At 71.3% G+C, this 20245-nt stretch carries 18 protein-coding genes; 7 read left to right on the top strand and 11 right to left on the bottom strand.

Going from position 1 to position 20245, the window contains the following annotated elements; translation table 11 throughout:
• The first annotated feature begins 56 nt into the window (after positions 1-56).
• Complete coding sequence (locus ACH4UK_RS04865) at positions 57-440, top strand: VOC family protein (protein ID WP_398354539.1); 384 nt, start codon at positions 57-59, stop codon at positions 438-440.
• 36 nt (positions 441-476) lie between these two features.
• On the opposite strand, the gene ACH4UK_RS04860 is transcribed toward ACH4UK_RS04865, so the two are convergent.
• From ACH4UK_RS04860 to ACH4UK_RS04845, 4 genes are all read right to left on the bottom strand, one after another.
• Positions 477-1136, bottom strand: coding sequence for a CatB-related O-acetyltransferase (locus ACH4UK_RS04860; RefSeq protein ID WP_398354538.1), 660 nt, complete (start codon positions 1134-1136; stop codon positions 477-479).
• Between the two features lie 89 nt (positions 1137-1225).
• Positions 1226-2017 (bottom strand): DUF2071 domain-containing protein, encoded by a 792-nt coding sequence (locus ACH4UK_RS04855; protein ID WP_398354537.1) that lies wholly within the window; start codon positions 2015-2017, stop codon positions 1226-1228.
• Positions 2014-2349, bottom strand: a complete 336-nt coding sequence (locus ACH4UK_RS04850) for a metalloregulator ArsR/SmtB family transcription factor (RefSeq protein ID WP_030585236.1) — start codon at positions 2347-2349, stop codon at positions 2014-2016. Before ACH4UK_RS04850 ends, ACH4UK_RS04855 begins: the two co-directional genes overlap by 4 nt.
• 157 nt (positions 2350-2506) lie before the next feature.
• Positions 2507-3148 carry a superoxide dismutase gene (locus tag ACH4UK_RS04845; protein WP_398354536.1) on the bottom strand — a complete coding sequence of 214 codons (642 nt, stop codon included), beginning with the start codon at positions 3146-3148 and terminating at the stop codon, positions 2507-2509.
• Positions 3149-3461: 313 nt separating this feature from the next.
• On the opposite strand from ACH4UK_RS04845, the gene tkt reads away from it, so the two are divergent.
• Positions 3462-5681, top strand: a complete 2220-nt coding sequence (gene tkt / locus ACH4UK_RS04840) for a transketolase (RefSeq protein WP_398354535.1) — start codon at positions 3462-3464, stop codon at positions 5679-5681.
• Positions 5682-5703: 22 nt separating this feature from the next.
• On the opposite strand, the gene ACH4UK_RS04835 is transcribed toward tkt, so the two are convergent.
• From ACH4UK_RS04835 to ACH4UK_RS04820, 4 genes are all read right to left on the bottom strand, one after another.
• Positions 5704-6939: an epoxide hydrolase family protein gene (locus ACH4UK_RS04835; protein WP_398354534.1), complete on the bottom strand. Its 1236-nt coding sequence runs from the start codon at positions 6937-6939 to the stop codon at positions 5704-5706.
• Between the two features lie 114 nt (positions 6940-7053).
• A complete protein-coding gene (locus tag ACH4UK_RS04830; RefSeq protein ID WP_398354533.1) occupies positions 7054-8124 on the bottom strand; it encodes a glycerophosphodiester phosphodiesterase family protein in 1071 nt (356 codons plus the stop codon).
• Between the two features lie 185 nt (positions 8125-8309).
• Complete coding sequence (locus ACH4UK_RS04825; RefSeq protein ID WP_398354532.1) at positions 8310-9752, bottom strand: amino acid permease; 1443 nt, start codon at positions 9750-9752, stop codon at positions 8310-8312.
• 122 nt (positions 9753-9874) lie between these two features.
• Entirely contained in the window at positions 9875-11338 is a 1464-nt protein-coding gene (locus tag ACH4UK_RS04820; protein ID WP_398354531.1) for an amino acid permease, read from the bottom strand.
• A gap of 325 nt (positions 11339-11663) precedes the next feature.
• Here ACH4UK_RS04820 and ACH4UK_RS04815 point away from each other — a divergent pair, with 325 nt between their 5' ends.
• Positions 11664-12257 (top strand): biotin transporter BioY, encoded by a 594-nt coding sequence (locus ACH4UK_RS04815; protein WP_398354530.1) that lies wholly within the window; start codon positions 11664-11666, stop codon positions 12255-12257.
• A gap of 14 nt (positions 12258-12271) precedes the next feature.
• Here the strand turns inward: ACH4UK_RS04815 and ACH4UK_RS04810 are convergent, their stop codons facing one another.
• The gene (locus ACH4UK_RS04810; protein ID WP_398354529.1) at positions 12272-13564 is read right to left on the bottom strand and encodes an FAD-binding oxidoreductase; all 1293 of its coding nucleotides are present in this window, start codon (positions 13562-13564) and stop codon (positions 12272-12274) included.
• A 120-nt stretch (positions 13565-13684) separates the two neighbouring features.
• The gene (locus ACH4UK_RS04805) at positions 13685-15118 is read right to left on the bottom strand and encodes an amino acid permease (RefSeq protein ID WP_398354528.1); all 1434 of its coding nucleotides are present in this window, start codon (positions 15116-15118) and stop codon (positions 13685-13687) included.
• A 250-nt stretch (positions 15119-15368) separates the two neighbouring features.
• Here ACH4UK_RS04805 and ACH4UK_RS04800 point away from each other — a divergent pair, with 250 nt between their 5' ends.
• From ACH4UK_RS04800 to ACH4UK_RS04790, 3 genes are all read left to right on the top strand, one after another.
• Positions 15369-15857 (top strand): ribose-5-phosphate isomerase, encoded by a 489-nt coding sequence (locus ACH4UK_RS04800; protein ID WP_398354527.1) that lies wholly within the window; start codon positions 15369-15371, stop codon positions 15855-15857.
• 130 nt (positions 15858-15987) lie between these two features.
• The gene (locus ACH4UK_RS04795; protein ID WP_398354526.1) at positions 15988-16812 is read left to right on the top strand and encodes an Fpg/Nei family DNA glycosylase; all 825 of its coding nucleotides are present in this window, start codon (positions 15988-15990) and stop codon (positions 16810-16812) included.
• 155 nt (positions 16813-16967) lie between these two features.
• The gene (locus ACH4UK_RS04790) at positions 16968-18113 is read left to right on the top strand and encodes a PP2C family protein-serine/threonine phosphatase (RefSeq protein ID WP_398354525.1); all 1146 of its coding nucleotides are present in this window, start codon (positions 16968-16970) and stop codon (positions 18111-18113) included.
• Between the two features lie 178 nt (positions 18114-18291).
• Here the strand turns inward: ACH4UK_RS04790 and ACH4UK_RS04785 are convergent, their stop codons facing one another.
• Complete coding sequence (locus ACH4UK_RS04785) at positions 18292-19476, bottom strand: cation:proton antiporter (protein WP_398354524.1); 1185 nt, start codon at positions 19474-19476, stop codon at positions 18292-18294.
• A gap of 259 nt (positions 19477-19735) precedes the next feature.
• Here ACH4UK_RS04785 and ACH4UK_RS04780 point away from each other — a divergent pair, with 259 nt between their 5' ends.
• Positions 19736-20236, top strand: coding sequence for an HD domain-containing protein (locus ACH4UK_RS04780; protein ID WP_398354523.1), 501 nt, complete (start codon positions 19736-19738; stop codon positions 20234-20236).
• Positions 20237-20245 lie beyond the last annotated feature (9 nt).

Below are 20245 nucleotides of genomic sequence, written 5' to 3'. Positions count from 1 at the left end.
GGAGACGGAGGGCAAACCGGTGGCGGTGGGCGGCCAGATCGGGAAGGCTCGCGCGCATGATCTCAGTAGTGCAGAACGTGGCGATCGACTGTGCCGATGCCTATGAGCTGGCCCGGTTCTGGAGCGGTGTGACAGGTCGTCCGCTGCATCCGGAGGACGGGCCGGGTGCTCAGGAGACTCAGGTGATGCTGGCGGAGGGGCCGGTGCTGCACTTCAACCAGGTGCCCGAGGCCAAGACGATCAAGAACCGGATCCATCTGTGTCTGCGCCCCGACACCTCGCGCGATCTGGAGGTGGACCGGCTGCTGGGTCTCGGTGCCACCCTTGTCGCCGATCACCGGAATCCCGATGGCTCCGGCTGGGCCATCCTCGCTGATCCCGAAGGCAACGAATTCTGCGTTCTGCGCAGCGAGTCCGACCGGGCCGCCATGGGCTCCTGACGCTCACGCGCCGATCCGGCCGGTGACCTGTGCACCTCAGGGCGTGTCCGGCGCCGCCGCCTCCAGCTCCGCCACCGTGCCCGACATCACCGTACGAATGTGCCGTGTCAGGTGGTCCGCCGGCCAGTCCCACCAGGCCACCGCCAGCAGCCGCGCGATGTCCGCCTCCTCGTACCGGGTACGGATCAGGCGGGCCGGGTTGCCGCCGACGATGCCGTAGTCCGGGACGTCCGAGACGACCACCGAGCGCGAGCTGATGATCGCGCCGTGGCCGATGCGGACGCCCGGCATGATCACCGCCTCGTAGCCGATCCAGACATCGTTGCCGATCACCGTGTCGCCCCGGTTGGGCAGCCCCGTCAGCAGGTCGAAGTGGTCGGACCAGGAGCCGCCCAGGGTCGGGAACGGGAAGGTGGACGGGCCGTCCATGCGGTGGTTGGAGCCGTTCATGATGAACCGCACCCCCGTCCCCAGCGCGCAGAACCTGCCGATCACCAGGCGCTCCGGGCCGTAGTGGTAGAGCACGTTGCGGGTCTCGAACTCCGTGGCGTGCTCGGGATCGTCGTAGTACGAGTAGTCGCCGACCTCCACCAGCGGCGAGGTGACCAGGGGCTTCAGCTGCACCACACGCGGCTGGCCGGGCATCGGGTGCAGGACGGTGGGGTCCGCCGGGACGGGGGCGGGGGCAGAACTCATGGAGGTCGCTTCCGGGGAGTGGGTAAGGGGAGGAAGTGAGGGGGGCGGGGCTACGGGGTGGGGTCATGGGGCGGGGTCACGGGGCGGAGTCACGGGGTGGGCGTGCGAAGGTCATCGTGGCATCCGGGGTTGATGGACCGCGGATATTTTTCCGCACGGGCCAGCCGGAACGGCTCCCCCTGCGACCAGTCCGCCGCCACGCCCCGCATCACCAGCGCGCTGTCCAGCACCGCGCTGCCCGGCGGGAAACGGTCCAGGTCCTCGAAGAACGAGGAGCGTACGGTACGGGGTCGGCCCGCCGTCACCTTCCAGGCGTCCGTGGACAGTTCGAGGACGTCCAGGTGGGTGCCGCCGGTGTTGGGGGAGAGGCCCCGGCTGCCTACGCGGAAGAACTCTGACGCCTCCGCCAGGTCCGTGAACAGCTCGCTGCCGTGCAGTTCCTCGGCCGGCTCCACCGTGGCGTCCACCTCCACCTCGCCGTCCCGGGTCGTGAAGGCCACCCGGGTGCTGTCGGCGTCCTCCCGCACCGTGAAGTCCGCGCGGCCGTGCTCGCCGGGGTAGATCCGGCCGCCCGCGAAGGCGTTGAGGCGGGAGGCGGTGTCGCGGCGTGGGATGTAGACGCCGCGCTCGACGCCGTCCGGGCCGTCCCACTCCACGGAGATCCGGTGCGCCGCGTTCTCGCTGGTCAGCCCGGTCGCCGCCGGGGCCCAGCCGGGGCGGACGCCGCCGATCCGGAGCAGGCAGATCCCGGCCACCGCCTGACCGCGCACCAGTTGGGGCCGCAGCGGTGCGGGCAGCAGGGCCTCCGCGACGTACGGGTCGACCCGGTAGTTCACCAGGAGGCGGCGTTCGATGACGCTGGAGAGCCGGGGCCGGATCATGAGGCGTCGCCTTCCGGCGCGGAGCGCCACTTGGTGTTGCGGAGCACGATCTGCTCGGGGCACACGGCGCTGAGGAAGCGCCCGACGCACATGGCGAGCCGCTCCTCGGCGAGTGAGTAGAGGATGCGGTTGGCGTCGCGGCGCTCGGTGACGAGGCCGGCCCCCTTGAGCACGCCCAGATGGCGCGAGATGGACGGGGCGCTGATCGAGAACCGGCTCGCGATCTCCCCGGCGGCCAGCTCGCCGCCCCGCAGGTCCTCCAGGATCTGACGGCGGGTGGGATCGGCGAGCGCGCGAAACGCGCTCGCCTCTTCGTCGGCGGGTGATTCCATGGCGCATGTTTAGCACATGAGCTAAATAGCTAAATAGGCGCCATGGAAGAGCCCCCGCGAGTCATGTCCTCGCGGGGGCTCTTCTTTCATCCGCCTGCCGTGGTGAAGGTTGAGAAGACGATCACGAGGCAGGACGTCAGTGGTGTGCCGGCGCCGGTCAGGGGGCGAGCAGCAGAACGTCCGCGCGCTCCTTGGCGGCGGCGTAACGCTTCGCCACGTCCTGCCAGTTGACGACCCGCCACATCGCCTCGATGAAGTCCACCTTCTGGTTCTTGTACTGAAGGTAGAAGGCGTGCTCCCAGGCGTCGAAGACCAGGATCGGGACCGAGCCCTGGCCGACGTTGCCCTGGTGGTCGTAGACCTGCTCGACGATCAGCTTGCCGCTCACGGGCTCGTACGCGAGCACGCCCCAGCCGGAACCCTGGGTGGTGGCGGAAGCTTTCGTCAGCTGGGACTTGAAGCCCGCGTAGGAGCCGAAGGACTCGGTGATCGCGTCGGCGAGGTCGCCCACGCCGTCCGCCGCGAGGGGCTCGCCGCCGCCGTCGCCGGTCATGTTGTGCCAGTAGATCGAGTGCAGGATGTGGCCGGAGAGGTGGAACGCGAGGTTCTTCTGGAGGCCGTTGATCGCCCCCCAGGCCTCCTTGTCGCGGGCCTCTTCCAGCTGCTCCAGGGTGTCGTTCGCACCCTTGACGTACGCGGCGTGGTGCTTGTCGTGGTGCAGCTCGACGATCTGCGGATTGATGACCGGTTCGAGCGCCGCGTAGTCGTACGGGAGTTCCGGGAGCGTGTACGTGGCCATGATGCGAGCCCTCCGACTGCTGGGAATGCCGTCCAGTTGTTATTGCAACCTATATGCAGGTGAAGGCTAACAGCAGGAGTGTTCCGAAGTGATCAGCCCTTCGGCCTAGGACTTACGGCGCTGCCCTTCCCATTTACCGCTCTTCCTCCCGTTTGACCGGCAAAGGTGATTTGCTCCTTATTCCGTGCTGCGTACGCCGTTGTGTGTTTGGTCCCGTCGTTCCGGGGGACCCGGCCAACCAGCCGGGCGGCCCGGACCGGGACCACGGCCACGCCGCCTGTTGCCCGCCCGCCCCGCTGACCAGGAGGACTTGATGGCACCCCCCGAAACGCCGAACGGCCCGAACGCCGGTCGCGACCCGCGACTGGCCCCGCCCCTCGCGGACGCGGCGGGCTGGGGGCCGCTGGACGTCCGCGCCGTCGACACCGTGCGGCTGCTGGCGGCCGACGCCGTGCAGAAGGCGGGCCACGGCCACCCGGGCACCGCGATGAGCCTGGCCCCGCTGGCGTATCTGCTGTTCCAGCAGGTGATGCGGCACGACCCGGCCGACGACCAGTGGCTCGGCCGGGACCGCTTCGTGCTGTCCTGCGGGCACTCCAGCCTCACCCTCTACATCCAGCTGTACCTGAGCGGGTACGGCCTGGAGCTGGCGGATCTGGAGGCGCTGCGCACCTGGGGTTCCGCCACCCCCGGCCACCCCGAGTACCGCCACACCCGGGGCGTCGAGGTCACCACCGGGCCGCTCGGACAGGGACTCGCCTCCGCCGTCGGCATGGCCATGGCGGCCCGGCGCGAGCGCGGCCTCCTCGACCCCGACGCGCCGGCCGGCACCAGCCCCTTCGACCACCACGTGTACGTCGTCGCCTCCGACGGCGACCTGATGGAGGGCGTGACGTCCGAGGCCAGTTCGCTGGCCGGACACCAGGAGCTCGGCAACCTGGTCGTCTTCTACGACTCCAACCACATCTCCATCGAGGACGACACCGACATCTCCTTCAGCGAGGACGTCGCCGCCCGCTACGCCGCGTACGACTGGCACGTGCAGACGGTCGACTTCACCCGCACCGGCGACTACGTCGAGGACGTCGACGCGCTGCTCGCCGCGGTCGAGGCCGCGAAGAGCGAGCGCGGCCGCCCCTCCCTGATCGTGCTGCGCACGATCATCGGCTGGCCCGCGCCCACCAAACAGAACACCGGCAAGGCCCACGGCTCCGCGCTCGGCGACGACGAGGTCGCCGCCACCAAGAGGCTGCTCGGCTTCGACCCGGACGCCGACTTCACCGTCGAGGACGACGTACTGGAGCACGCCCGCGCGGTCGTCGAGCGCGGGGCCGAGGCCCACCGCGCCTGGGAGCCCGGCTATCGGGAGTGGCGCTCCGCCCACCCCGCGCGCGCCGAACTCCTCGACCGGCTGCGGGAGCAGAAGTTCCCCGAGGGCTGGACCGACAGCCTCCCCGTCTTCGACGCCGACCCCAAGGGCATCGCCACCCGCAAGGCCTCCGGCGACGTGCTGACCGCGCTGGCGCCCGTGCTGCCCGAGCTGTGGGGCGGCTCGGCCGACCTCGCGGGGAGCAACAACACCACCATGGAGGGCGAGCCGTCCTTCGTGCCGGCGGCCAAGCAGACCGGCGAGTTCCCCGGCGACCCCTACGGCCGCACGCTCCACTTCGGCATCCGCGAGCACGCCATGGGCGCGATCCTCAACGGCATCGCCCTGCAGAGCCTCACTCGCCCCTACGGCGGTACGTTCCTGATCTTCAGCGACTACATGCGCCCGGCCGTCCGCCTCGCCGCCCTGATGAAGCTGCCGGTCACCTACGTCTGGACCCATGACTCCATCGGCCTGGGCGAGGACGGCCCCACCCACCAGCCCGTCGAGCAACTGGCCGCCCTCCGCGCGATCCCCGGCCTCGACGTCGTACGGCCCGCCGACGCGAACGAGACGGCCGTGTGCTGGCGCACCGTCCTGGAGCACCACGACCGGCCCGCCGGTCTCGCCCTGACCCGGCAGCCGCTGCCCGTCCTGGAGCGGGGGGAGGGCGCCTACGCCTCCGCCGAGGGGGCCGCCCGGGGCGGTTACGTACTCGCCGACAGCCGTGACGGCACCCCGGACGTCATCCTCATCGGCACCGGGTCGGAGATCCACATCGCCCTGGAGGCACGGGAGTTGCTGGCCGCCGATGGGCACGACGCGCGCGTGGTCTCCCTGCCCTGCCGCGAGTGGTTCGCCGAGCAGCCGTACGCCTACCAGGACACGGTCCTGCCGCCCGAGGTCCGGGCCAGGGTCAGTGTCGAGGCGGCCGTCGCCCAGGGCTGGCGGGACGTCGTGGGGGACGCGGGCCGCATGGTGAGCCTGGAGCACTTCGGCGCGTCCGCCCCCTACGAGCGCCTGTACGAGGAGTTCGGCATCACGCCCCGCGCGGTCGCCGACGCCGCGCGCGCGAGCATCCGCGCGGCGGCCGGGCCCGTCCGGCCCGGCGGGGAGCGCCCCGGCGCGGCCCCGGTGGAGGGCGGCGCCGGGGACGTCGGCTGAGGGCGGTCCCGGCAACCGTGGTTCAGGGCCTGCGGCCGCGGAAGGTGCGGCGCAGGTCGCCCACCCAGGCGTCCGGGTTCTCCCACGGGATGAAGTGGCCGCCCCGGTCATGGGCGTTGACGTTGACGTGGTGGAACCAGCCCGCCTGCGGGCCGCTCTCGAACGCCCGGACGCGCTCGTCGGCGGTGTGGATGCCGGGCGGGTTCTCGTACGTGACGAAGGTGAGGCCGACCGGGGCCTCCACGACCGGGGTGCGGTCGTGGGCGGGGGCCCACGGGTAGCGGTTGGCGTTGGCGTAGTAACGCATCGACGTGGCGATGGAGTTGTTCACCCAGTAGATCGTTGCGTGGGTGAGCAACTCGTCCCTGCTGAAGACGGAGGCGAGGTCGCCGCCGTTGTCGCTCCAGGCGTTCCAGCGTTCCAGCAGCCAGGCGAGCAGCCCGGCCGGGGAGTCGCTCAGCCCGTGGGCCAGGGTCGCCCCGTCGAGCATGTGCGCGGCGAGGTGCGGCGCCCAGCGCCGGTCCTGCTCGACGATGCGGGCGCGGACGTCGGCCGGCTGGTCGTCGGTGAGGGGCCGGTTCCGGGCGAAGTCCCAGGCGCGGGGGCCGGTGAAGAAGTCGAGCGGCAGCCCGGAGCCGATGTGGATGCCGTACAGCTCGTCGGCGTACTTGTGGCCGAGCTGGCTGGAGACGAGCCCGCCGATGTCGCAGCCCCCGGCGGCGTACTTCTCGTATCCCAGGGTCTCGGTCATCAGGGTGTGCCAGAGATCGGCGACCTTCCAGAAGTTGACGTCCGGAAACCCGGTGAGCGGGCCGGGGAACCCGAAGCCCGGCAGGGACGGCACGATGACGTCGAACGCGTCGGCGGGATCGCCGCCGGACGCGGCCGGGTCGGCGAGTCGGTCGATCACCTTCGACCAGTGCCAGAACGTCCACGGCCAGCCGTGGGTGAGGATCAGCGGGATCGGGTGGGGGCCGCGTCCCGGCTTGCGCATGAAGTGCACCGGGACGCCGTCGACGCTCACCCGGTACTGCTCGTGGGCGTTGATGGCGGCCTCGGCCGCGCGCCAGTCGTAGCCGTCCCGCCAGTAGGCGATCAGCTCCCGCAGACAGCTGTCCGGAACGCCGTAGGACCCGTCCTCGTTCCCCTCGTCCAGGGGCGGCCGGGTCAGTGCGAGACGGGCGCGCAGGTCGTCGAGAGCCTGGTCGGCCACATGGATCGGGGTGGGCTCCAGGGGGAAGGCGTGCGGGGCGGTCATGGCGTGGTCCCTTCCGGGGCGGAGGAAGCGCTGTCGCCGGAACGCTTCCACATCCGTCCCGCCCCGCGTGGCCGGACGGCCCACCCGGGGCCGTCCGGCGGCCCGCCCCCGGCGCTAGGGCCTCAGCTCGTCCCTGGCCTGCACGGCGATGTCCGGGAAGTCCGTCACCACGGCGTCCACGCCCTGCCCGTAGTGGAAGGCGTACTCGGCGAACGCGTCGCCGAAGTCGTTGGGCGCACCGCCCCGGCGGTACGCGGCCGGGAGGTACTGGTTCTCCGCCCGGAAGGTGTACGCGCCGACCTTCAGGCCCGCCGCGTGGGCGTCCGCCAGCAGCGTGCCCGGCGCGACGAGCGAGGACTTGTCCGGGCCGATCCACTGCGCGTACGAGGCGATCTCGCGCAGCCCGGCCGGGCTCATCATGTCCCGGTAGGCGAGCCCGTGCCCGTAGGGGCCACCGCTCGTTCCCAGCGCCTGCCACAGCGGGAGCCCGAGGCGCGCGGCGGCCACCCGGCGCAGGCTGGACGGTTCGAAGGACTGGACGACGCAGTCCCTGGCCGTCAGCCGGTTCCGGCGGATCACCCGGATGAGCTCTTCCTCCAGCGGCAGCCCGATCGACCGGAAGTACGTGGGGTGCTTGGTCTCCGGGAACACCGCGATCCGCCGGCCCGACTCCCGCGACAGCCGCCGGGCCAGGTCCACGACCTCCTGGAACGTCATCACCCGGCCCCGCCCGTCGAAGACCGTGTTGCGGTCGCGGACCAGCGGAAGCCGTTCCACCGTCCGCAGCGTCCGCAGCTCCCGCAGGGTGAAGTCCTCGGTGAACCAGCCGGTCACCGCCTTGCCGTCGACCGTCTTCGTGGTGCGGCGGGCGGCGAACTCCGGGTGGGCGGCGACGTCCGTCGTCCCGCCGATCTCGTTCTCGTGCCGCACGACCAGGACGTGGTCCTTCGTCGGCACGAGGTCCGGCTCTATCCAGTCGGCCCCGGCCCGTACGGCGTAGGCGTATGCGTCGGCGGTGTGCTCGGGCCGCCAGCCCGCCGCCCCGCGATGCCCGATGACCAGGGGGCCCGAGGGGCGGTGGGGCCGGTGCCCGGCGGAGGGGGCGGCGACGGCCGGGGCGGTGGCCGCCGCGGTGACGGTGGCGGTGGCCAGGAGGATCGAACGACGCCTGGGCGCAACGGACATGACGGCTCCTCGGTGGGTGGATCCACCACGGAAGCGAGGGCGGGTGACGGCCCGGGGTACGCCACCCGACCCTGCCGTGTCCTGCGGCTGTAGAAACGAGTCCTGCGGCGGGGAAACGAGTCCTGCACGGCGGTGCAATCGTGTCCTGCGGCTGGGGAGACGAGTCCTGCGGCGGGGAGCGAGGACTACCGCCGCTGCGCCGGGATCCCGGCCGCGCCGTCGCCGCCCCGCCGCCGCTGACGTACGACACCGACGCCGATCAGCACCACCGTCAGCGCTCCCGTGGCCAGCAGCTGGTCACGGGTGTCCGGCTGGCGCAGCATCAGCAGGAAGATGCCCGCCATGGCCGCCAGCGCGACGATCGTGAGGACCGGGAACAGCCACATCCGCACGACCAGCGTCTCCGGCGCCTCCCGCTCGGTGCGGCCGCGCAGGATCAGCTGGGAGACCGCGATGAAGATCCACACCACCAGGATCACCGCGCCGATCATGTTCAGCAGCCAGGGGAAGACGTCGTCCGGCCGCCAGTAGCTGAGCAGCACGCACAGGAATCCGAAGACCGAGGAGAACAGCACGGCGTTGCGCGGCACCCCGGAGGAGATCTTCCCGAGCGCGGCCGGGCCCTGCCCCCGGGCGACGAGCGACCGGGCCATGCGCGAAGCGCCGTAGATGTTGGCGTTCATCGCGGAGAGCAGGGCGATGAGGATCACCACGTTCATGATCTGCGCGGCGCTCCCGATGCCCAGGTGGTCGAGCATCGCGTAGAACGGGCCGACCTCGGCGACCTTCGGGTTGTCCCAGGGGACCAGCGTGACGATGACCGCCATCGAGCCGATGTAGAAGACCGCGATGCGCCACATCGCCGTACGGACCGCCTTCGCGACGCCCTGCACCGGGTTCTCGGACTCGGCCGCCGCGATGGTGACGGTCTCCAGACCGCCGTACGCGAAGACGGAGGCGAGGAGGCCGATGATGAAGCCGTCCATGCCCTTGGGGAGGAAGCCGCCGTCCCCGGAGAGGTTGGACAGGCCGGGCGCGTCCGTGTCGGGCAGCACGCCGAGGATCGCCAGCAGGCCGAGCACCAGGAACAGCGTGATCGCGATGACCTTGAGCGCGGCGAACCAGAACTCGAACTCGCCGAAGTTCTTCACGGCGGCCAGGTTCGTCCCCAGGAAGACCACCATGAACAGGGCGACCCAGGCCCACTCCGGTGTCCCCGGCAGCCAGCCGCCGACGATCTGCGCGGCCCCGATGCCCTCCAGGCCCACGGCGACGCAGAGAAGGAACCAGAAGGACCAGCCCGCGGTGAACCCGGCCCACGGGCCGATCGCCCGCTCGGCGTGCACGGAGAAGGAGCCGGACGCCGGGTTGGCGGCCGACATCTCGCCGAGCATGCGCATCACCATCATGACGAGCAGCCCGGATATGGCGTACGCGACGATGATCGAGGGTCCCGCCGCGGCGATCCCGGCGCCCGAGCCGACGAACAGCCCGGCGCCGATCACCCCGCCGAGGGCGATCATCGAGAGGTGCCGCTGTTTGAGACCGTGGGTGAGCGCGGAATCCGCCGAGGCTCCGGCGGGGGCTGCGGAGTCAGCGGTGGGGGGAGACGCGGAGGTCCGAGGCATGGACGAGCTCTGTTCGGTAGCCGAGACGGGGGGGGCGAACCCACAGTCTGGGCATCCGTACCGCTCAGACGGAACGGGTGTCCGCTATCCGGTCGCCGGGCTCACGCAAAGTGCACACCCGCCTACCGGCCGGTGGCGTCCGCGCGCTCGCGCCGCTGACGCGCCACCGCCACCAGCAGCACCAGCGCCGTGGCGCCGGCCGACCACAGCACCTGCGGCCGTGCCGTGTCGTCGGTCAACATCAGCAGCAGCACCCCCAACAGCCCGGCCAGCGTCACCCAGGTCAGATACGGGAACCACCACATCCGCAGCGTGAGCGCCTCGGGGGCCTCCTGCTCCAGCCGGGCGCGCAGCCGCAGTTGGGAAGCCGCGATCAGCGCCCAGACGAACAGCAGCACCGCGCCGACCGAGTTGAGCATGTAGAGGAACACCGTGTCCGGCCACAGCAGGTTGAGCCCCACGGAGACGAAGCCGAAGGCCACCGAGGCCAGCACCGCACGCCGCGGCACACCGCCTTCCGCCCCGCCCCTGCCGGAGACCTTCAACAACCCGCGCGGGGCCTCCCCGCGCTCCGCCAGCGAGAAGATCATGCGGGAGGAGCCGTACAGATTGGCGTTGAGCGCGGAGAGCAGTGCCACGAACACCACGATGTTCATGATCTGCCCGGCCGACGGCACCCCGATCGCGTCCAGCACCTTCACATACGGGCTCAGCCCGGCCTGCTGCGCGGTCCACGGCAGCACGGTCACGATCACCAGCATCGAGCCGACGTAGAAGAAGAGGATGCGCACCACCGCGCTGCGCACCGCCCGCCCCACCGCCCGCACCGGATCGTCCGTCTCGGCGGCGGCGATGGTGACGACCTCGAGACCGCCGAAGGCGAAGACCACGGTCAGCACGCCGGAGACGACCCCGCTCCAGCCGTTCGGCAGGAAGCCGCCCCGGCCCGTCAGATTGGCCATCCCGACCGGGTCGGTGTCCGGGAGCCACCCGAAGACCGCCAGCAGCCCGAGCACCAGGAAGACCACGATCGCGCCGACCTTCAAGGAGGCGAACCAGAACTCGAACTCGCCGAAGTTCTTCACCGCCGTCAGGTTCGCCGTCGTGAAGACCACCATGAACAGCAGCACCCATGCCCAGGGTTCGATGCCCGGCACCCAGCCGTGGGCGATCTGCGCGGCCGCCGTCGCCTCCACGGCGAGGACCACCACCAGCAGGAACCAGTAGAGCCAGCCGACGCTGAACCCGGCCCACCGCCCGAGCGCCCGCTCGGCGTGCACGGAGAACGAACCGGAGGCGGGCATCGCGGAGGACATCTCCCCGAGCATCCGCATCACCAGCATCGCGAGGGCCCCCGCGATCAGATACGAGACGACGATCGCGGGCCCCGCCACCGCGATCCCCGCACCCGACCCGACGAACAGCCCGGCCCCGATCACCCCGCCGAGCCCCAGCATCGTCAGATGGCGCTGCTTGAGCCCGTGCGAGAGCGGCTCGGCCGGAACGATGGAAGGGGAAGGGGAGGAGGGAGAGCCAGGGGAAGGCGGAGGAGAAGACGAAGGAGCGGGGGGAGGGGCCTCGTGCATGGGGGAGGGGGTCACTCTCGGATCAACGGATGTCTTACGGTCGATCAGAGCGAGCTGATCGTTTATGGGGAAGCTACAGTCTCGCCGATCGTCGCCCGGCCCGCCAAAATGCACCGGGACCGCCCTCACCTCCGTGACGAGCGTCACGCGGGAACGCGATTGCGCCGCAGCCTTTGTACGAATCCCACCAAGCCATCAACCGCCGCTTTGTGGGCGGCTGATGGTGATCGAGCGTTAACCCGTGGGCTAACGTCGGCGGGAGTCCGACCCCACCCTGCCCGGCGGGGGCCGTCCCGGCCCACCTGCCCTCACCCGCGGAGTCCCGATGAGCACTGCTGCCGCCCCCGTCCGCTCCGGAGCGGTCCTCGCCGACCTGCTGCCCGTGGCCCGGCACCGCTACGCCGTGGACGCGGCCCTCGTCCTCGGCGGCGCGGCCCTGACCGGCATCGCGGCCCAGATCGCCGTCCCGATCCCCGGCTCCCCGGTCCCGGTCACCGGCCAGACCTTCGCCGCGCTCCTCATCGGCACCGCGCTCGGCGCCCGCCGCGGGTTCCTCTCGCTCGCGCTGTACGCGCTCGTCGGCATGGCCGGCATGCCCTGGTTCGCCGAGGCCTCCTCGGGCTGGGCGATGCCGTCCCTGGGCTATGTCTTCGGCATGCTGCTCGCCGCCACCGTCGTCGGCGCCCTCGCCCGGCGCGGCGGCGACCGCTCGGTGCTGCGCACCGCGGGCACGATGGTTCTGGGCTCCGCGATCATCTACGCCATCGGCGTGCCCTACCTCGCGCTGTCCACCGGCATGTCGCTGAGCGCCGCCGTCGCGGCCGGCCTCACCCCCTTCCTGATCGGCGACGCCCTCAAGGCGGCGCTGGCCATGGGCGCGCTGCCCGCCGCCTGGAAGGTCCTCGGCCGCCGCGGCTGACCCCCGGTCGGAACTCAGGCCTCGTAGGGGCCGCCGAAGAGGCCCGCCGGATCGTACTGGGAGACCAGACCGGCGAGCCTCTTCGCCGTCTCCGGCTCGTGGAAACCGGCGGTACGGTCCCCGCCGCCGAAGGAGAAGTTCAGCGCCCGCCCCTGAACCAGCGGCCCCAGCGCCCCGGACACCTCCCCGTACAGCGAGCGCGCCGAGGCCACGTCCGTACCGCCCAGCGGGGAGAGCAGCCGCAGCAGGAAACCCGCGTCCCGGTAGGGCGTCGCGCTCGCCACGTCCGGCCGCACGGCCAGCGCCCCGCCCAGATGGTTGAGCTGCACCACGGTCATCAGCGGCGCTCCGGGGCCGGTCAGCTCCAGCACCCGGGCGGCCCGCCCCGCGTCCAGCCCCTCGAGCATCAGCCCCTCCCCGTAGTACGCGTGCGGCACCGGAGGGTCGCTGTGGATGGTGGGGCTCTCGGCGTACGGCATCTCCCGCAGCGAGTCCGCGAGCGCGGGACCGATGGCCCGCAACGGGGCCACCAGCCGCTCGCCCTCGGCCGCGTCCCCCGTGAAGGCGACCCGCACGGAGACGACGTACCGCCCGCGCAACTCCGCGGGCAGCTGCGGCAGATCGGGGTAGGGCACCGCGGCCAGCGAGGAGGTCAGGGAGTCGGGCACGGTCCGGATCCACTCCCGATAGCGGCCCGCCACCTCGGCAGCCCGTTCCCCGCCGAAGGCGATCGACCCCCCGTACAGCCGGTCCACCGCCACCAGTCCGATCTCCAGTGCGGTCACCACCCCCAGCCGGTGCCCGCCGCCGCGCAGCCCCCAGAAGAGCTCCGGCTCGCGCTCCGGCGTGACCCGGCGCAGCGTGCCGTCGGCGGTCACCACCTCCAGCGCCCGGACCCGGTCGGCGGCGTACCCGAACTCCCGGGCCAGGATGCCCAGCCCGCCGCCCAGCGTGTACGAGACCGCGCCCACCGAGGGCGACGAGCCGTTGAGCGGGGCCAGCCCGTGCGGGATCGCGGCGGCGGTCACCGCCCCCCAGGTCGCGCCCGCGCCGATCCGGGCGGTGCGGGCGACCGGGTCGACGGCGACGGAGTCCAGGGCGCGGGTGACGACGAGGACGCCGCCCTCGACCGCTCCGGGCAGCCCGTGCCCGGTGGCGTGCGCGGCGACGGGGAGCCCGCGCGCGGCGGCGTACGCCACGGCCTCCCGTACGTCGTCGGGGGTGGCGGCCTCGACCAGCCGGTCGGGCCGGACCGTGAAGCCGGTCTGGAAGGTGGCGGGTGCGGATCCACGGGGCGGGGACGACATGGGGGAGGCTCTCCTTCGCTCGCGCTGGTCGGCGGTGCGAGGGAGAGCCTCCCCGGGATACCTGACAGCCTCCGTCAGGTATGGATCACGCGGGTGCGGTGCGCCCGCGAATCATCGGTGTCACCGGGCGGCGGCCCTGCGGCCGCGCATCTCCCGGAACAGCGCGATGCCCACCACCAGGGCCGCGACCAGCAACGACAGCACGACCTGCTCGCGGGCGGTGTCGTCGGTCAGCATGTAGACCAGGACGAAGGAGATCATCGCGATCGTCGCCCAGGTGAGGTACGGGAAGAGCCACATCCGTACGACCAGCTTGCCGGGGGTCTCACGCAGGATGATCCCGCGCATCCGCAGCTGGGTGAAGCAGATGACCAGCCACACGAAGAGCGCGACCGCACCGGAGGAGTTCAGCAGGAACTGGAACACCGTGTCGGGCCACTGGTAGTTGAAGAACACCGCCACGAAGCCGAAGACCACCGAGGACAGAATCGCCGCCTGCGGCACCCCGCGCCGGTTGACCTTGGCGAAGGCCTTCGGCGCGTCCCCCCGCTCGCCGAGCGAGAACGCCATCCGGGAGGCGGTGTACAGACCGGAGTTGAGACAGGACAGCACCGCCGTCAGCACGATGAAGTCCATGACCTGGCCGGAGTGCGGGATCCCGATCGACTCGAGAGCGGCCACATAGCTGCCCTTCTCGACGATCGACGGGTCGTTCCACGGCAGCAGCGTCAGCACGACGAAGATCGAGCCGAGGTAGAAGACGGCGATCCGCCAGATCACGCTGTTGGTGGCCTTGGAGACGGCCCGCTGCGGGTCCGACGACTCGCCGGCGGCCAGCGTCACGATCTCACTGCCCATGAACGAGAAGACGACCATCAGCACACCGGTCAGGATCGCGCCGGGCCCCTCGGGGAAGAACCCGCCGCTGTCCGTCAGATGCGCCAGACCCGACCCCGGGTTGTCCGAACCGGGCAGGAACCCGAAGACCGCGAGGAAGCCGACGACCACGAACGCGCCGATCGCCACGACCTTGATCCCGGCGAACCAGAACTCGAACTCGCCGTAACTGCCCACCGACACCAGGTTGGTGGCGGTCAGCACGACCATCACGATCAGCGCCCAGGCCCACTGGGGCACACCCGGGATCCAGCTCTCCAGGATCTTGGCACCGGCCGTGGCCTCGACCGCGAGCACCACGACCCAGAAGAACCAGTAGAGCCAGCCGATGGAGAAACCGGCCCAACGGCCCAGCGCCTGGTCGGCATAGGCGGAGAAGGAGCCGGAGCTCGGCCGGGCGGCGGCCATCTCGCCGAGCATCCGCATCACGAGGACGACCATCAGGCCGACCATCGCGTACGACAGCAGGATCGCCGGGCCCGCGGCCGCGATGCCCGCACTGGAGCCGACGAAGAGCCCGGCGCCGATCACACCACCGATCGCGATCATGGAGAGGTGGCGGTTCTTCAGACCTGCCTGAAGCCCGCCCGACGAGTCGGGCCGGTCCGGCTCACCGGGCTCCTGGCCCGGCTTCGCCAGCGTCGTCTGCGACGTCATGGGGGGAATCCTTACGTTTTCTTGCCTGAGGGTGTGCCCTGCTCCGCCGTGGGGGTGGTGCGAAGACAAGGCCACGCATTCAAGCCCGATACAAGGCAGAAGGGGAACCCCCTCTTTCGAATCGTTTGCCCGATCGTTGCCCGAGTGGCGTTCGCCACACAGAAGCGGGTGTGGGCCTGTGAATCATCGGAACGGGGGCGTGCGACCCCGCTGGACGCCGCCCGGCGATGTTCGTGCCACACTTCGCACCATGCGCGTGTACCTCGGATCCGACCATGCCGGCTACGAACTCAAGAACCACCTCGTCGAGTGGCTCGGGGCCCACGGCCACGAGGCCGTCGACTGCGGCCCCCACATCTACGACGCCCAGGACGACTACCCGCCGTTCTGCCTGCGCGCCGCCGAGAAGACGGCCGCCGACCCGGACAGCCTCGGCATCGTGATCGGCGGCTCCGGCAACGGCGAGCAGATCGCCGCCAACAAGGTCAAGGGCGTCCGCGCCGCACTGGCCTGGAGCGAGCAGACCGCCGCCCTCGGCCGTGAGCACAACGACGCCAACGTCGTCGCGATCGGCGGCCGGATGCACACGACCGAGGAGTCGACGAAGTTCGTCGAGATCTTCCTCTCCACGCCGTACTCGAACGAGGAGCGCCACACGCGCCGCATCGAGATGCTCTCGGCGTACGAGAACACCGGCGAGCTTCCCCCCGTCCCCGCCCACCACCCGCAGCAGGGCTGAGGGCCGACCCGCCGGGCGCGTCCGCCGGATCCCGACCGGGTCCGCGGCGCCCCACACCTCACCGTGCCGCCGGGTCCCGGACCCGGCGGCACGGCCATGTCACCGCCCGCCCTGCCACAGGAGTCACACCGTGCCCGAGGGACACACCGTCCGCCGCCTCGCCGACGACCACGCCGAACGGTTCGCGGGCGCACCGGTGCGGGTGAGCAGCCCGCAGGGCAAGTTCTCCGACAGCGCGGCCCTGCTCGACGGGCGGACCCTGACCGCCACCGACGCCCACGGCAAACACCTCTTCCTCGGCTTCGGCGACACCGGCTGGGTCCACATCCACCTCGGCCTCTTCGGCAAGCTCGGCTTCGGCGCCGCCCCGCCCCCGCCGCCCACCGACACGGTCCGCCTCCGGCTGGTCAACGCCGGCCACCACGCCGACCTGCGCGGGCCCACCACCTGCGCCCTGATCACCGAGCCCGAGAAGCGCGCGATACACGAGCGCCTGGGCCCGGACCCGCTGCGCGGCGACGACGACGGGGAGCGCGCCTGGCAGCGGATCTCCCGCAGCCGGACCACCATCGCCGCCCTCCTCATGGACCAGAAGGTCATCGCGGGCGTCGGGAACGTCTACCGCGCCGAGGTCCTCTTCCGCCACGGCATCGACCCGTACCGCACGGGCAGGGACCTCACCCGCGCCGCGTGGGACGCGATCTGGGCGGACCTGGCGGAGCTGATGCGCGAGGGGGTGGTGAACAACCGGATCGACACCGTCCGCCCCGAACACCTCCCCGAGGCCATGGGCCGCCCGCCCCGCAAGGACGACCACGGCGGCGAGGTCTACGTCTACCGCCGCGCGAACCTGCCCTGCCACATCTGCCGTACGGAGATCCGCACCGCGGACCTGGTCTCCCGCAACCTCTTCTGGTGCCCCCGGTGCCAGCCCCCGGGCCCGTCCGGCGGCTGAGGACCCTCGGAGGGCCCGCGTACCGTCCCCGCCCCGTGAAGGCGTGTCATATGCCACGCGAAATCGGTTCCCGCCGTGCGGACGCCCCCATTTCGAGCGCATTGTCACCGGGGTCCCCCTGCACCGGAGGCGTCCGGGTGGATAAGGTCCCGGCAGTGGCCCGTAGCGGAGGAGTAGACGACTTCTGGGCCCGGTGGCGCAGAACCGTGCACCGGGCCCGCATCGGCCTGCGCAAATCCGGGGTCGACTACTTCCGCGGCGACGGCTCCGACTGGATCGCCCTGGCCGGTCTGCTGGTGACGATCCCGGCCATCGCCTTCGCCACCGTCGTCAGCCCGGTCTGGATCGATCCGGCCGCCCTCGCCCTGCCCATCGTCGCGGGCGGACTGCTGCTGCGCCCCGCCAGCCTGCTGGGCCTGTACGCGACGGCCGCCGCCGCCCTGATCGTGGAGGCGCTCACCCTCGGCCCGTACGCGGACGGCCCCGCCCGGGTCACCCCCGGCACCGTGCTCGTGGTCGCCGCCTGCGGGTTCTTCGGGCTGGTCCTCGCCCAGTTCCGGGCCCGGGTCGGCGTGCCCTGGCGGCGCGGCGGCACGATGCTCTTCGACCTGCGCGAACGCATCCGGGTCCAGAGTTCGCTGCCCCGGCTGCCCCAGGGCTGGCACCGCGAGATGGCCCTGCGCCCGGCCGGCGGCCAGTCGTTCTCCGGTGACTTCGTCGTCGCGGCCCGCACCCATGGGGGCCGCACCCTGGAAGCCGTCCTCACCGACGTCTCCGGCAAGGGCATGGACGCGGGCTCCCGGGCGCTGCTGCTGTCCGGCGCCTTCGGCGGGCTGCTCGGCTCGCTGCCCCCGCACGCCTTCCTGCCCGCCGCCAACGGCTATCTGCTGCGCCAGGACTGGGACGAGGGCTTCGCCACCTCCATCCATCTGGTGCTGGACCTGGAGTCGGGCGACTACGAGATCTACTCCGCAGGTCATCCGCCCGCCCTCCAACTGCACGCGGGCAGCGGGCAGTGGGAGGAGAAGGCGGGGGAGGGGCCGCTGCTCGGCGTCTACGACGGGGCCGAGTTCGACGCGGTGAAGGGATCGCTCGCACCCGGCGACGTACTGATGCTGTTCACCGACGGGCTGGTGGAGGCCTCCGACCGGGACATCGCCGAGGGCATCGACCGGCTGACGGGCGAGGCCGACCGCTATGTCTCCACCGGCTTCGAGGGCGCGGCCTGGCATCTGATCGAGGCCTGCGCCAAGGACGTCAACGACGACCGGGCCCTGCTGCTGCTCTCCCGCCGGGCCTGAGCGGCCTCCGGCACGGACAGCCGGATACCGGGGACACCGCGGATACCGGCGACACGGCAGGACCATCCAGCGGAGAGGCGCCCGCCGCCCGGAGACCGGGTATCGGGCGCCTCTTCGCTTCCGCCATCGCTTCCGCCGTCGCTCCAGCAGTCGCTTTTGCCGCCGCTTTCGCTGTCGCTCAGACCGAGACCGGGATCTGCTCCTGGTCCTGGTTGCCGTCCTTCTTGCGGCCGCCCGGCAGGATGCGGGCCAGCCAGTGCGAGCGTCCGGCGGCCAGCGGCGCGAGGACGGCGAGGAGGAGGACATAGCCGGCGATGAACGGGGAGAGCCGCTCGTCCAGTCCGGCGCCGGCGGCCATGGTGGCCAGGATGAGCGCGAACTCACCGCGGGCGACGAGCGTCGTGGCGATGTTGGCGGTGGCCTGCGCGCCGAAGGAGTACACCTTCGCCGCGGCGAGACCGGCCGCGATGTTCATGGCGAGCGTCAGCGCCACGGCGGCCAGCACCGGCCACAGCACGCTCGGCAGGTCGCCCGGGTCGATGGAGAGGCCGAAGGCGAAGAAGAAGATGGCGCCGAACGCGTCCCGCAGCGGGTGGACCAGCTTGAGGATGCGGTCGCCGGACGAGGTGGAGCCGAGCATCAGGCCGACCATGAAGGCGCCGATCGCGTCGGCGACGCCGAACATCTCGGAGACGCCGGCGACGAAGACGGCCATGCCGAGGAAGGAGATGACCAGCAGCTCGTCGTCCTTGGTGTTCATGAGCTTGCCGATGATCTTCGTGCCGAACCGTGCCGCCAGGGCGAGCAGCAGCAGGAAACCGAAGGCCTTGCCGCCGTCGATCAGCGCCGCCGAGAGGCTGTCCGCACCGGACAGGATCGGCTGGAGCGCGGCGAGGTAGAGGGCGAGGAAGACGTCCTCGACGACGATGATGCCGAGGATCGGCCGGGTCTCCGGATTCCCGATGCGCCCGAGGTCCACCAGGATCTTGGTGACGATCGCGGACGAGGAGATGCCGAGGACACCGGCGAGGACCAGCGCCTCCGAGGTGCCCCAGCCCAGCGCGAAGCCGAAGCCGAGCCCGGCGCCGACGTTCAGGAGGAGATAGGTCCCTCCCGCGATGGCCATCTTCCGGCCACCCGTCTTGAGGTCGTCCATGTGGAACTCGAGCCCCAAGTAGAAGAGCAGGAGGACGAGTCCCAGCGCGGAGAGCATCTCCAGGTCGTGCGGGTTCGAAAGGAGGGTGTATCCGGGGGTGTGCGGGCCGAGCAGGATTCCGGCCAGGATGAACAGGGGGATCGTCGGCAGCCCGATACGGCCGCCGAGGCGGGCGAGGACGGCAGCGGCCAGGAAGGCGCCGCCCATGGCGAGGAGGGTGTCTGCGTGTCCGATGAGCCTGATCCTTCGGGGTCGGTCAAGAGTGGGTCAAGGGGGTATCAAGAAACCATCAGTAATTAGTTTACCGAACGATTGACGCTGCAACTATGACTCCGTCAGATTGTCAGCTTTTGTCGATTAATTCCGCAATGAGCGTCCGGGAAGTGCCGCGTCAACAGCCCCACGGGCGGAGCGAGTTCGGCTGCGGCCCCCGATGCGGCCCCGGCCGCGGGCCTAGGGTCGGCCCATGACTGGACACGATCTGAGCGTCTCCGAGGTGGAGGCCATCGCCCGCGAGGCCCATGCGCGGCAGACCGACAAAGCGGGCCGTCCGTACGTGGAACACCTGGCGGCGGTGGCCGAAGGCGTACGGGTGCGCGGCGGCGACGACGGACAGATCGCGGCGGCCTGGCTGCACGACGCGGTCGAGGACGCCGCGCTCCCGGCGGAGTGGCTGGCGGCGGCGGCCCTGCCGCAGGAGGTGAAGGACATGGTCCTGGCGGTGACCAAACGGCCGGGCGAGGAGCTCTCCTCGTACGCCGCGCGGATCCTGGCCACCCCGGGCGCGCTGCTCGTCAAGGAGGCGGACCTCGCCCACAATGCGGACCCCGCCCGCCTCGCCGTCCTGGACGCGGCGACGCGTACCCGGCTGACGGCGAAGTATGCGCAGGTACGAGGCCTGTTGGGGCTGGTCGGTGGCGAATCACCCTCGGACCGAAAGGATCAGGCCAACCCGGAGACGCACTGATCCACCCGC

Origin of the sequence: Streptomyces sp. NPDC020884 (genome assembly GCF_044333935.1) — a bacterium.
In the GTDB taxonomy this organism is placed as follows: Bacteria; Actinomycetota; Actinomycetes; order Streptomycetales; family Streptomycetaceae; genus Streptomyces.
This window is presented reverse-complemented; position numbering and strand designations above follow the sequence as displayed.